General features: G+C 55.4%; 12 protein-coding genes and 2 pseudogenes. 10 read left to right on the forward strand and 4 right to left on the reverse strand.

The features are described 5' to 3' along the window. Window positions 1-15 precede the first annotated feature (15 nt). The 5 genes and pseudogenes from D0851_RS01755 to D0851_RS01765 all read left to right on the forward strand — a co-directional run. Window positions 16-243 (forward strand): hypothetical protein, encoded by a 228-nt coding sequence (locus D0851_RS01755; protein WP_068812734.1) that lies wholly within the window; start codon window positions 16-18, stop codon window positions 241-243. A gap of 62 nt (window positions 244-305) precedes the next feature. Then, window positions 306-419: pseudogene (locus tag D0851_RS20755) on the forward strand (cation transporter); the annotation flags it as partial. 108 nt (window positions 420-527) lie between these two features. Then, window positions 528-1,979 carry a heavy metal translocating P-type ATPase gene (locus D0851_RS20760; protein WP_205422250.1) on the forward strand — a complete coding sequence of 484 codons (1,452 nt, stop codon included), beginning with the start codon at window positions 528-530 and terminating at the stop codon, window positions 1,977-1,979. After that, entirely contained in the window at window positions 1,945-2,730 is a 786-nt protein-coding gene (locus D0851_RS20765) for a heavy metal translocating P-type ATPase (protein ID WP_205422251.1), read from the forward strand. Before D0851_RS20760 ends, D0851_RS20765 begins: the two co-directional genes overlap by 35 nt. A 79-nt stretch (window positions 2,731-2,809) precedes the next feature. Next, window positions 2,810-3,001: pseudogene (locus D0851_RS01765) on the forward strand (isoprenylcysteine carboxyl methyltransferase); the annotation flags it as partial. Between the two features lie 188 nt (window positions 3,002-3,189). Here D0851_RS01765 and D0851_RS01770 read toward each other — a convergent pair. Then, window positions 3,190-4,050, reverse strand: a complete 861-nt coding sequence (locus D0851_RS01770) for a transposase (protein WP_227539405.1) — start codon at window positions 4,048-4,050, stop codon at window positions 3,190-3,192. Between the two features lie 45 nt (window positions 4,051-4,095). On the opposite strand from D0851_RS01770, the gene D0851_RS01775 reads away from it, so the two are divergent. Next, complete coding sequence (locus D0851_RS01775) at window positions 4,096-4,485, forward strand: outer membrane lipoprotein-sorting protein (RefSeq protein ID WP_264756461.1); 390 nt, start codon at window positions 4,096-4,098, stop codon at window positions 4,483-4,485. A gap of 141 nt (window positions 4,486-4,626) precedes the next feature. On the opposite strand, the gene D0851_RS01780 is transcribed toward D0851_RS01775, so the two are convergent. Beyond that, the gene (locus D0851_RS01780) at window positions 4,627-5,712 is read right to left on the reverse strand and encodes a DNA-binding protein (RefSeq protein WP_117617082.1); all 1,086 of its coding nucleotides are present in this window, start codon (window positions 5,710-5,712) and stop codon (window positions 4,627-4,629) included. Between the two features lie 127 nt (window positions 5,713-5,839). On the opposite strand from D0851_RS01780, the gene D0851_RS01785 reads away from it, so the two are divergent. The 4 genes from D0851_RS01785 to D0851_RS01795 are packed head-to-tail and all read left to right on the forward strand — an operon-like array spanning window position 5,840 to window position 10,621. Continuing rightward, complete coding sequence (locus D0851_RS01785; RefSeq protein ID WP_068812474.1) at window positions 5,840-6,334, forward strand: hypothetical protein; 495 nt, start codon at window positions 5,840-5,842, stop codon at window positions 6,332-6,334. Continuing rightward, on the forward strand, window positions 6,324-7,445 hold the full coding sequence (locus D0851_RS01790) for a site-specific integrase (protein WP_227539406.1): 1,122 nt from the start codon (window positions 6,324-6,326) through the stop codon (window positions 7,443-7,445). Before D0851_RS01785 ends, D0851_RS01790 begins: the two co-directional genes overlap by 11 nt. Continuing rightward, complete coding sequence (locus D0851_RS20405) at window positions 7,411-7,584, forward strand: hypothetical protein (protein ID WP_227539407.1); 174 nt, start codon at window positions 7,411-7,413, stop codon at window positions 7,582-7,584. Before D0851_RS01790 ends, D0851_RS20405 begins: the two co-directional genes overlap by 35 nt. 7 nt (window positions 7,585-7,591) lie before the next feature. Then, entirely contained in the window at window positions 7,592-10,621 is a 3,030-nt protein-coding gene (locus D0851_RS01795) for a Tn3 family transposase (RefSeq protein WP_227539408.1), read from the forward strand. Window positions 10,622-10,797: 176 nt separating this feature from the next. Here D0851_RS01795 and D0851_RS01800 read toward each other — a convergent pair whose 3' ends face one another. Both D0851_RS01800 and D0851_RS01805 read right to left on the reverse strand, forming a co-directional pair. Beyond that, window positions 10,798-11,082, reverse strand: a complete 285-nt coding sequence (locus D0851_RS01800) for a helix-turn-helix domain-containing protein (protein ID WP_061333982.1) — start codon at window positions 11,080-11,082, stop codon at window positions 10,798-10,800. Window positions 11,083-11,323: 241 nt separating this feature from the next. Beyond that, window positions 11,324-12,127, reverse strand: coding sequence for a site-specific integrase (locus D0851_RS01805; protein WP_117617083.1), 804 nt, complete (start codon window positions 12,125-12,127; stop codon window positions 11,324-11,326). Window positions 12,128-12,385: the final 258 nt, after the last annotated feature.

A 12,385-nucleotide genomic window follows, 5' to 3' on the forward strand; every position in this document is an offset into this window, starting at 1 on the left:
GTGGAGGGCAGTGCTATGATGGAAGGTAATATGTTTGGCAACACCATGTGGGCAGGGCACTGGCTGTGGATGCTGGTGATTGCCATTGTAGTTGTGATTCCGGCCTGGCGTATTTGCCAGCGTACCGGGTATCCGGGCTGGATGGGCATCCTGATACTGATTCCCATCGTCAATCTCGTATTACTTTATTTCATTGCGTTCAGTGACTGGCCAAGCAACAGAAACAATGACGGGAGATCTTGATGAACAGTACGAAAACATAGGCACCGCAAAGGCAAAGGGACCTTGAGCTGATTGTGCCGGGAATGGGGTCAGACCACTGCGCCGGCATTATCAACAAAACGATTGGCCGCTTGGACGGAATCGACCAGATAGAGACTAACATTGCCAAACATAAGGTGAGTGTTCGCTCCCTTGCGTCGGGGCCTGACGGGGAAGCCTTAAAACACGCTGTGGAGGGTGCCGGTTACGATGTGGCCTCCGTGAGGGAAGTGGGTGGCAGGACTTTCAGGGTCACGGTACCCGGAATGGGGTCCGACCATTGTGCGGGTATTATCAAGAGTACCCTTGCGCGACACGACGGCGTGCAGACGACGTCAACCAACATAGCCAATCACACAGTGAGCGTGGTGGTCGGCTCGGATGGGCCGACAGAAAATGAGCTGAAAGAGCTGATAGAGGGCGCCGGATATGATGTTGCTGCTGTCGCTCTTGAGGGAGATGCCAGTCAGGAGGAGGACTCGGCCGTTGAAGAGGCCTATCTGAAGCTTGCATTACGCAGGTTCTGGATCGCTGCGGTACCGACAACACTGATCATGGTGTTGATGATGTTTCATATGTTCTGGCAGCCCATTCCGGGGTATCTGGCTATTATTGCAGTGCTCGGCTTCCCGGTAGTGTTTCTTTATGGCGGTGCCGCTACCCACAAGGCTTCCTGGCGTTCACTGAAGAATGGCACCTTCAACATGGATGTGCTCATTTCCATGGGCAGCCTTCCCCCCTACCTGATTGGTCTGGTGGGCTTTGTCTATCCGATGACCTCTTTCATCGAAATGGCCGTTACCATCATGACCTTCCATATGCTTGGTCGGTACCTGGAAGCAAAAGCCAAGGGCAAGGCCTCGGAGGCCATCCGGAAATTGCTCACCCTCGGCGCTAAGACCGCGCGCGTGGAACGGGAAGGGGAAGAGGTCGAAATTCCCGTGAAGGATTTGGCTCCAGGCGACATCATGATTGTCCGGCCCGGTGACAAGGTGCCCACTGATGGTGAAGTGGTGGATGGTGAGAGTCATCTGGATGAATCCATTGCCACTGGCGAGTCTGTCCCGGTATACAAAAGCACGGGAGACACGGTTATTGGTGCCACCATTAGCAAGGAAGGTCGCCTGAGAGTCAAGGCTACCCGTGTTGGTGGTGATACCTTCCTGGCCCAGGTGGTGAAACTGATCGACGAGGCTCAGGGCTCCAGGGTGCCAATCCAGGAGTTTGCTGACCGCATGACCGGTCGCTTCGTGCCGCTGGTTCTTGTTATTGCCCTGGGCAGTCTTGTGGTCTGGCTGTTTGCAGGCGATACACTCCGACCAATCCTTGAATGGGGCGCCGCTTTCCTGCCGTGGGTGGACCCGACGGCGGCCACGCCGGTGCTGGCTATCCTGGCGGCTATTGCTGTGCTGGTAATTGCCTGCCCCTGTGCATTGGGGTTGGCAACGCCGACTGCGCTGATGGTGGGTTCGGGCGTCGGCGCCGAGCGGGGCATCCTGATTCGCTCTGGAGAGGCCATTCAGACCTTCAAGGACGTCAAGGTAATGGTCCTCGATAAAACAGGCACCATTACCAGGGGTGAGCCGAAGCTTACCGATGTAGTACCCGCCGCCGGCGTTTCGGAGACCGAGCTGCTGGAGCTTGCCACCGCGGTAGAAAATGCGTCTGAGCATCCCATCGCCCGTGCCATTGTGGACGGTGCCCGGGAACGTTGTTGATTTCCGCTCCACCGGCGCCAGAGGTGTTTCGGGAAGGGTCGGTGAGAGCACCGTGCTGATTGGTAACCGCCTCCTGCTGGAAGAGCAGGGCGTTAATGGGCTGGATGCCTTGGACAAGAGTCTTTCCGACCTTGAGGATCAGGGCAGAACCGCCGTTATTGTTGCCCGTGATGGCGAGGCCTACGGCATTGTCGCGGTAGCCGACACGCTCAAGGACGAATCGGTGGCCGCCATTCGGGCCATGCACGAGCAAGGACTGTATGTTGTGATGATTACTGGTGACAACGAGCGTGCAGCCAACGCCGTTGCCCGTGAAGTGGGCATTGACGAGGTTCGCGCCGGGGTGTTGCCGGAAGGCAAGGTGGATGCCATTCGGGAACTGCAGGAAAAGTACGGCAATCATGTTGCCATGGTGGGTGATGGCATTAACGACGCCCCGGCACTCAAACAGGCTAACGTAGGCATTGCCATAGGCGCTGGTGCGGATGTGGCTATCGAAGCTGCTGACGTTACCCTGGTCCGTGGCGAATTATCTGGTGTTGTTGACGCCATGGTGCTGTCACGTGCGACCTTCAAAAAGATCGTTGAGAACCTCCTATGGGCCAGTGGATACAACGCTGCGGCTATTCCTATAGCTGCGGCGGGGCTGCTGCACCCGATGATTGGTGTAGTGGCGATGACTGTCAGCTCGCTCTCGGTCATTGGTAACTCAATGTTACTGCGTCGGCGTTACGAGAAGGATCACCGGTAGGCCGGATGAGCCCTAGAAAAACGGCCTGGCCGGTAGGGAGTCCGCCGGCTGGCCTTTGCAATGGCTTGGAATGTCAGTGATGGACCAGTCGATCAGTCACGGAGGGGCTTGGGGTATCGCGATTATTTTTATCGTGCTGGTATCCTGGTTTTTCTATCGTTATTTTGCACCTAGAAGTTGGCGCGAGTGGGCGGGCGCCGGGGTGGTACAGGCCTTTATCATCGCTCTGTATGCCGAGATGTACGGCTTCCCGCTCACCATTTACCTGCTAGGAGTCTGCGCGGCAGAAACGTTTTGAGCCCTCGTTTCCGCCAGACCGGATCATTGTCTGGCCGGAAGGAGTGTTCGCGATATCGGATCGGCTCCATCATCGCTTTCGATCCAGCCAGTTAACCGGTTAAAAGGGGCATCGCAGGGCCCCAGCTGTACCTACCGTGAGCCAAAGGCTGCCTCAGCGACTTATGCCAGCCTCATCAGTGAACTCATGCGCCTGAGATTGAGCGACAGACAGACAAGATCCCATTCACCCTGCACCGCCTGAAGGCCCCGCAAGCCGAACTGCCGGAAGCCCAGGACATTCTTGATCCAGCCATTCACCGCCTCAACCATGTGCTTGCGCTGAGCGTAGACTGCTCGCCCCTCCGCCGTGGTAAGCTTCTCCTCCATGCGGGCCGTCGCCGGGTACCGGCTCGCGTTTATATCTCCGGTTTTTTTGCCTTCCCGGCGCAGCGAGACGTAGCCATCTATGCCTTTTGTCTCCAATGCCTGCAAGTCTTCCTCTTTGCGATAACCCGCATCAGCCAGACATTGGCCCGGGTAACTTCCCAGAGTTTCTTTTACCTCGCCCAGCAGCGGCACCAGACAGCCGTTATCACTGGGGTTGTTACCCTGGCGGTTGCCCACGATGATCTGGAACTCGCCATCCACGGCCAGTTGGCCGTTATAGCATTGCTGGAACCCATCATTCGTTTTCATGATCCGGCTTTGGGGGTCGGTAAAGTTACTCTGAGCCTTGTCCTCCGGAACTCCATAATCTCTCTTGAAGTTCCGGCCACCCTTGGGTGAGCGGCGATCATCGTCTGGATGCCGGCCTTTGGCCTCATCTTGCGTTTTTTGATCCGCTTCCAGTTTCTCCTTCGCTGCCCGGATCTTGTCCAGCCGCCCCTGACGGTGCTGAAGCTCTTCGGGTAACTCGTCGCCCCGCTGATCCGGGCCAAACTGTTGGTCTTCCGATTCATCCACACGGCGAGCCTGGCCACAAAGCTCATCAACCTCTTTTGACAGACGGGCTTCTTCCTCCCGCATGCGGTCATAGCTCATGGCCTTGTGCTTACTGGCGTTGGTTCGCTGAGAATCGATGATGCCATGTGGAATTACCTTCCCAAAGTGGATCGCACCATCAAGATTCCGCCGTCGATGATGCTGCAGCCTTGGATGGGGTCCAACTTCAGTAATGATGATCTGGTCAAGGAAAGCTCCTTCGTTGACGACTACACCCATGAGTTGGCCGGGGTCGATGACTCTGGCGAGGTGACTGTCTACCGGGTCACAACGGTCGCACGCAAACTTCTGAACTCACTCGAAACCCCTTTTCAGTTTGAGGGCACCGACCTTCGTGTCTCTATCGGAACCAGCATCGGGATTGCAATGTACCCTGAAGACGGGGCGGGAGCGGAAACGCTGGTAGAGCGGGCAGACATGGCCATGTATGCCGTGAAACAGAGGAAAAAAAACGACTTTTATTTTTACAGCTAAGCATGATGGACGACAAAAGACCGGACAACACGTCGCCCTAAACCCGCCATCCAAACCACTCGGGCTCCCCCAATGAAAAACACCTGAGACTTGAGCGACAATAGCCTTGCAGTAGGCTTTAAAACATAGTCTGGAGGAATTTCAAGAAACCCTGTTCACATCGTCGGAATTGTTGCCAGCGCTCAAGCGATCCAACAGCTCATTCTTCACGCTCAGCTCGGTTTCAAGCTGCTGCACCTTCGCTTTCAGTTGGTCGTTCACGCGCTGCTGCTTCTCAAAGGCAGCCTTTCGTTGGCGTAACGCCACGGCTTGCTGCTCTAGCCGCACCGTTTTGTCGGCCAGACGACGATTTTCGCGCTCCCGCTCGCCCAGTTGCTGAGTCAACCCATCCGACTGCTTTCGAACTTCAGTCACCTCCGTGAACAGCCGGGTGATCTCTCGGGTGGCCTGGGTCTGCTCGTCGCGTTTCACGGCCAGGGCTTGTTGCAGGTGGCGTTGCTCTTCCTGGACTTGCTGGACCTGCTGCTCATGCCGCCGCTGATCCTGCTCGCGCTGCTCTTTCACGGAACCGCGATAGTGCTCCAACGCCTGCCGGGCATGCTTGTGTTTTTCTTCGAGTGAATTCACCTGGCGTTGCTTGTCCTGAACCTGCTCAGTCAAACTTTCAATACGTTGGGCCTGTGCGCGGTTATCGCCTTCGAGTTTTGAGAGCGCCCCACGCAGCCCACGGACCTCCGCCTGTAAATCATCCCGCGCCTGAGCCAACACGGTATTTTGTGCCTGGTGTTGCCTGGTTTCAGCGGTCTGTACCGTTAAGGCTTCCTGCAGGCCGGCCACCTCGGCTTGTTGGCGCTGTTCGGCCTGCTCGATGGTCTCCTGCGCATCCTGGCGTAATTGCCGAGCCAGTTGGCCTACCAAGTCGGTTACGTGGTTGCTCAGAAGCGCTTCGTCGTCCAGACGAGTACTTTCACGCGCCTCAATCGCTCTCAGGTGGTTGCTGATGGTGGTCTTTGAGCCGGTGTTGCCCAGCTCGGTTCGTATGGCGTCGATGGAGGGGTGAACATTGCGAGCCAGAAGACGTTTACGGGCGTCCTCGACCAGGGGTTGGGTGATGCCGCCTCGGGCCATGATCGTGTCCTCATGTTTATTTCGTACTTTGGTACGTAATATGTAATTACGTACTATATACACCAGAAAGTTCGTTGGAAAGTACAGCTTTACAGGCATGTGATAATCCAGAGTTATCCATTGTGATACCCATTTCGACGACTATACTGACCAAAGCCCGGTACGATATGGCGTTGGTCAACTACCCCGGCCCGAGGCCATACGCTCACAATGAAGGAGCCCACAAGTGCACAAACAAGCCGACCCACTTGACCAAGTGTTTGCCTTTCGGGCGTTTGATTTTCGGAACCGATTTCCAGACCCATTACCGAACTTCCGTGCCGCCCTGGAATGCCTGCAAAGCGAGGACGCCTATATGCCGGATGTTGAGGCACAGATCAGGGCCTACCTCAAAGACGGCCGCTCGATTGCCATTCCAAACAGTTTCTTCTGGGTGGAGCAAAAGCCGTTTGCGTCATTGGCAGAGGCCCAAAGCTGGGTGCAGGCCCGCCAGAAACGAGCAGCCAAGGGTTCTCCGCTGGATAGGCTCGCCGGTTCACTGATCTCCAACCCCGACGATCCAACTGAAAAACAAGTGCGCGATGCGGTGACTATGACGTTCACAAAGATGGTTTCAAAGGCAGACAATGAGGCCGTGTGCGCGTCGGCAGAAAGGTGGTTAAGGGAAGCGATACGAGCACTGCCGAAGTCGAACGACGTCGGTGCGCCCAATGACGATTGATCGGTACGTTAGCGCCGCCACACGGGACAATACACGGCGCAGCTATCGGTCAGCGGTCGAGCATTTTGAGGTGACCTGGGGCGGGTTTCTGCCCGCAACAGCCGACAGCGTGGCTCGCTATCTGGCCGACCATGCCGGACGTCTTTCTGCTGCCACCCTGAAGCAGCGCCTGGCGGCGTTGGCTCGCTGGCACTGGGACCAAGGTTTTCCAGATCCGACGAGAGCTCCTTTAGTACGCACGGTTCTGAAGGGCATTCGCGAAGAGCATCCCTACCGGCAAAAACAAGCAAAGCCGCTGGCCATCCCCCAGCTCCAGCAATTGGATCAGTGGCTAGCAGGACAGATCGCAGAGGCGCGGCAGCACGATGCCCGGCGTCTCGGGACCTGGTTGCGTAACCGGGCCATGGTCTTGCTCGGATTCTGGCGCGCCTTTCGCAGTGACGAACTCTGTCGGTTAACCATTGAAGACATCACGCTGGCCCCCGGTGCCGGTATGTCCTTGTACCTGCGGAGAAGTAAGGGGGACCGTCAGGCCGAAGGTCGCCTGTACAAGGTACCCGCTCTGAGGCAGTGTTGTCCGGTCGAGGCCTGTCAGGATTGGCTGGACTTTTTGAACCAGCCCAGCGGTGCGCTATTCAGGGCGATTGATCGTTGGGGAAATATTTCCAATACTTCATTGCACCCGAACAGCATCGTGCCGTTGCTACGTCAGCTACTGTCTGACGCAGACATTGACGCAGCACAAGCGTTCAGCAGCCATTCGCTGCGACGCGGTTTTGCCACTTGGGCCAGTGCTTCCGGCTGGGAAATCAAAGCGCTGATGGAGTACGTCGGTTGGCAGGATACCCAGACCGCCTTGCGATACATTGAAGCTAAATCGCCGTTCGAGCAGGCCCTGATGCAAATTCCAACCGAAGTGGCGTCCTGCTGCCGGTCAGCCGCGCTTGGCGAGCGTATCCGAGCCAAGTTACCGGGCATTAACCGTTCAGCTCACCCTGGAGCCGCAACGTCCTCGCAGCCGGAAACACCATCAGGCCCGCACGGTAATCGAAGCCCACTGCCTGAAACCGTTCGAGATGGAACAGCAGAACAATGGGGACTACCGCATTGAGGTGCCTGCAACGTCGGATGAGCAGCTGGACGAAATGATGGACGACTTGATCGATGAGATACACCGCATTGCGTCCGATAAAGCCTGCTGGGTGGAGACACTGATCAAGGACCCGGCCACCGGGCAAGCATGGGATTGAGCCGGTTATGAGTGCTATTCAGGAAACAGCCTATCCACGGTTTCGGACGGATATCTCGCAACAGGAACTTGATGCAGTATACACGCCCACGTCCGGCGAACAGCACTGGGCTCGTCGGCGCACCCGGCCGATCCTGGAGCGCTTCTTTTTACTGCTTCACCTGAAGGCGTATCAGAAACAAGGGTTCTTTTCCTCGTCGGTCGATTTGCCGGGCGATTTGCGTCGTCACATTGCGCAGTGCCTTGGTCTCGACAAGCAGCCGACCAAAGCCCAACGACAACAGTATGATCGTTCTGCCACCCGTAAACGCCATATCCCGTGGATTCGAACTTATGTGGGCAGCCGGACTCTGGACGAGGCGGCTCATGCTTGGCTGTCCAGTCAGGCCATAAAAGCCGCCGAGTCCCGCGAGGTGTTGGCCGATATCATCAATATTCTTCTGGAAGAATTGGTACGTCACCGTTTCGAGATCCCCGGCTTCACGGTGTTATTGAGGCTCGCCAAGGATTCCCGGGCTATCGTCAATGACCGCTGTTACCGATCCATCGTCAGCGAACTCAACGACGAAACAAAGGCACTGGTCAATGACTTGCTGATATCACCACCAGGAATCGAGATCAGCGGCTGGCAACGTCTGAAGCGTGAGATTCGCAAGCCGACGAATAAAGAGATCCGGTCCTACCTGCAACACCTCAAGTGGCTGAAGGATATCGTCGAACAATTGCCGGGCGTCAAATCAATTCCCGTGACCAAGCGGCGACAGTTCGCCCACGAAGCACGAGCGTTGGATGTGGCCAAAATGGCTCGAATCCCTGCGCGTAAACGCTATGCCCTGGCGGTGATTCTGATCCGGCAACAGTATGCCCAATCGCTGGACGACACCGCTGAGCTCTTGATCAAGCTGATGAGGCAGCTGGAAAACACCGCCCAGCAAAATCTCCTGGCCTATCAAATGGAGCAGACCCAGCGCACCGATCGACTGGTGTCGCGCTTTAAAGACGTGTTGACTGCCATGGAGGCCGAGCCGAACCCGTGGCAATCGCTTCAAGCCGTTGTCGGAGACAAGCGCCAGGAGTGGCTGGACGAATGCGAGGAGCATCTGGCCTACGCGGGCAATAACTACCTGCCTTTCATGTTGCGACCGTTTCGAACCAAGCGAAGCCTGCTGTACAACTGCCTGGAAATACTCACGTTTCAAAGCACCTCCAGCGACTTGCTGTCGATTCAACTGATCGAGTTACTCCGGAACACCCGTTCATTGAAAGCCGAGACGCTGGATTTGCGGGTCCATGCGCCGGATCTGGTCGAAAGCATCCAACAGACCAAGTGGACGCTCGAAAAGTGGCGCCGTCTGATTTTCATCCGGCCGGACAGTCTGACGGTTCACCGCAAATATCTTGAATTGGCCGTTTTTAACCTGGTGAAGCAGGAGCTGAAGTCGGCCGATATTGCGGTCGTTCACGGGGATCGTTTCGATGACCATCGCGATCAACTGGTGAGTTGGTCGGTTTACGAGCAGGAAATTGACCAGTACGGGCTGGAAGTGGAGCTTCCCATCGAACCGAAGGCTCTCAGCCGCCATCTCAAGGATCAATTGACTCAGGTGAGCCGCTCGGTGGACTCCGCCTTCCCGGACAACACACACGCCGCGATTGAAGACGGTCGCATCGTAATCAAACGCAACCAGAAACAGGGGCTACCGACCAATTGGCAGGCGCTCGATGACGACATCACGCGTCGGCTTGGCACCCGCAGCATCGTCGACGTTCTGGTCGATGCGGAGCGCTGGCTTGGGTTACATCGGGAATTCGGGCCGCTGTCAGGCTATGAGGGGCGCGTGGAAAACCCCCGGTTGCGGTTCATCGCTACGCTTTTTTGCTACGGCTGCAATCTGGGTCCCTCCCAGACAGCCGACTCCATCAAGCAACTAAACCGTCGCCAGGTGGCCTGGCTCAATCTCAATCACGTCACTGAAGACAGGCTAGACCGCGCTATCGTCAAAGTCATCAACGCGTACAAGAAGTACGAACTGCCCGGATACTGGGGTACAGGTCGGCGGGCCGCCGCTGACGGCACCAAATGGAATCTTTACGAGCAAAACCTGCTCAGCGAATACCACATTCGCTATGGCGGCTACGGTGGCATCGGTTACTACCACGTCTCCGACACCTATATCGCACTGTTCAGCCATTTCATCCCCTGTGGCGTTCACGAGGCGGTGTACATCCTCGACGGACTGCTTGAGAACCAGAGCGATATCCAGCCGGATACCTTGCACGGTGATACGCAGGCCCAAAGCTATCCCGTTTTCGGGCTCGCGTATCTACTGGGGATCAAGCTGATGCCGCGTATCCGGAATATCAAGGATCTGAACTTCTACCGGCCCGACAGGCGATTCCGTTACGCGCATATCGAAGAACTGTTCAACGGCCATATAGACTGGGCACGAATTGAACGACACCTCCCGGATATGTTGCGTGTGGCCGTATCCATCAAGCTCGGTAAAATTACCGCATCCACGATCCTGAGACGGCTGGGAACCTACAGCCGCAAGAACAAGCTGTATTTCGCCTTCCGGGAGCTGGGCAAGGTTGTTCGGACCGGCTTCCTGTTGAATTACATCGACGATGTGGAATTGCGTCAGACCATTCACGCCGCAACCAATAAGAACGAGCAGTTTAACGGGTTTGCAAAATGGAGTTTTTTTGGTGGCGAGGGCATCATTGCGGCCAACCTCCGGCATGAACAGCAAAAGGTGGTGAAGTACAACCACCTGGTGGCGAATATGCTGATCTTACACAACGTCGAAGCCCTCAGCCGGGTGTTGCGCGATATGGCAGCGGAAGGGATCGCCATCACCGAAGATGTCCTGAAAACGCTCTCGCCGTACCGAACCCGTCATATCAATCGTTTTGGAGATTACACATTGGACTTTAGACGTCCGGTAGGGCAGCAGTTGTTTGATTTGAAACTTGCTGAGCTTACCTCTCAAAGAACGTCCGGTGATCAGGTGAACCCCAAATATGAGCCGAAATAGAAACGGCTAAACTATTAATTATTCATTGGGTTAGGGGCATTTTTAGACAATTTTTCACGTTTGTCTGCCAACCCTCTAATAGATCGAGGAACGGCTCAGCTTGAGCAGCTCACACTGGCGCGAAATGCTGACCTGGGGATGACCACGCTCGATCATCGTCAACCGCTGTTGACGGCTTACTGATCGAGCTTGCGCGACAAAAAATCGCGTTCTACCGTCAGTCGGCCGATCTCGCGATAAAGCTCGTCAGAACTGGGCTCGTTGGACTGCTTGCCAGACTTTTTCTTGCCTTCGAAGAGGTCCGGAGCATTCTCCAGCAGCTCACGCTTCCAAGTGCTGACCATGGTGGGGTGGATCTGGAAACGGGCAGCGATTTCGGATGTGGTCTGGTCACCCTTGAGGGCGGCCAGGGCGACTTTGGACTTGAACGATGCGCTGTATTGCTTGCGTTTCTTGCTCATGATTCTCCTCCTTGTGGAGATGATGAATCAGAGCTTAGGCACCTGTCCAAATTTCGGGGTCCACTTCATGGGCCAGAGCCCCCCATACGTGACGATCTAGAGAGGGCAGGGCAGCGATGTGAACGCTACACGGACAAATGGGCTGAAAATTGCAACTTGTCAGGTAAGCTAACTATCGGCTACTCCCGGGGAGTTCGGCCAGGAATAATTACTGAGCTCTAAACTTTATTCGTTTGCTGGACTAACTAACATATTTGTACCCAGCATCTTGCAATGCTTCCTTTAGTGACTTCTCGGGAGGTTCCTCGTAGATGAGCGTTGTTGACGGTGACACATGGCCGGCGATTTTCTGTGCGACTTTAACGGACTTCTTTTGTTCATGAATGATATTCGTCAATAAAGTCCTCCGGCCACTGTGGGAGCTGGCTCGCTCAATACCTGCCCATTGCCGCTGCATGAGAGCGAAGTGTTCCTGGAGAGTATTGGGTGAATACGGGCCTCCTTTTTGAGTCAGGAATAGAGGATCGGTCTTTTTCACTGAAGGTTGCGCTGCCAAGCGGATCGCAAGGTGATTTTCGATAGCTGTTCTCAGTGCAATGTCATCCATGGGAAGATCCCGCGATTTACCACGATGTTTTTTGACCTCAGGATAAAAATCCTCCGGTTTGATCTCGGCGCCGGCCTTGGCCATGGCTTCAATTCGCTGAACAAGCTGGTGGAAGTCGTGAACACTAAAACTGATCCGACGCCGCTGATACGTGGATTTGGACCGCTTCAACGCATCGGCACCCTTAGTGTAAGCCGCAGGCAACGCAAGGATTTCCTTAAGTTTGAAAGAGCGCTGACCAGAACTAGAACTTCCAGGGCCAAGCTCGGCGACGTCTTTGATCTGGAGTAGCGCGATCTCCTGAACTCGAAGTCCGAGTTTGAAGCTGATCTGAACCAGCGCTGTATTCTTTTCCGGGTAACGATGCTCTTTGATCTCACCTAAGAGGTGGGCGAACTGCTCGGGAGTGAGCACGCGTGCCTGGCCGGTTTTGCTCATCGGAGAAGCTCCTGGTAAGCCGCTAGAATGCGAGGAGAGGGTAAAGATAAAATCCGTAATAATGTTATTTTAACGGATTTATAGCATTTGGACAGGAAATGATTGCTGAGGGCAGCTATAACTGGCTGATACGCGCCTGACGAAAGAAAGCTTTCGTTGCCGTGTTGGTGATCCTCAAGTCCTTATCCCATGAAAGTTTTCGAGAGCTAGACCGTGCTCATCCTAAATACCTGGGAAGAGATCATCGCTTCCACGCAG

Source organism: Marinobacter sp. Arc7-DN-1, assembly GCF_003441595.1.
In the GTDB taxonomy this organism is placed as follows: Bacteria; Pseudomonadota; Gammaproteobacteria; order Pseudomonadales; family Oleiphilaceae; genus Marinobacter; species Marinobacter metalliresistant.

Excerpts from the sequence above, each read along its gene's own strand:
- D0851_RS01755 (WP_068812734.1), top strand. The coding sequence starts at position 16 with ATGATGGAAGGTAATATGTTTGGCAACACCATGTGGGCAGGGCACTGG.
- D0851_RS20760 (WP_205422250.1), top strand. The coding sequence starts at position 528 with ATGGGGTCCGACCATTGTGCGGGTATTATCAAGAGTACCCTTGCGCGA.
- D0851_RS01770 (WP_227539405.1), bottom strand. The coding sequence starts at position 4,050 with ATGAGCTATGACCGCATGCGGGAGGAAGAAGCCCGTCTGTCAAAAGAG.
- D0851_RS01775 (WP_264756461.1), top strand. The coding sequence starts at position 4,096 with ATGTGGAATTACCTTCCCAAAGTGGATCGCACCATCAAGATTCCGCCG.
- D0851_RS01780 (WP_117617082.1), bottom strand. The coding sequence starts at position 5,712 with ATGCCTGTAAAGCTGTACTTTCCAACGAACTTTCTGGTGTATATAGTA.
- D0851_RS01790 (WP_227539406.1), top strand. The coding sequence starts at position 6,324 with ATGACGATTGATCGGTACGTTAGCGCCGCCACACGGGACAATACACGG.
- D0851_RS20405 (WP_227539407.1), top strand. The coding sequence starts at position 7,411 with ATGGAACAGCAGAACAATGGGGACTACCGCATTGAGGTGCCTGCAACG.
- D0851_RS01795 (WP_227539408.1), top strand. The coding sequence starts at position 7,592 with ATGAGTGCTATTCAGGAAACAGCCTATCCACGGTTTCGGACGGATATC.
- D0851_RS01800 (WP_061333982.1), bottom strand. The coding sequence starts at position 11,082 with ATGAGCAAGAAACGCAAGCAATACAGCGCATCGTTCAAGTCCAAAGTC.
- D0851_RS01805 (WP_117617083.1), bottom strand. The coding sequence starts at position 12,127 with ATGAGCAAAACCGGCCAGGCACGCGTGCTCACTCCCGAGCAGTTCGCC.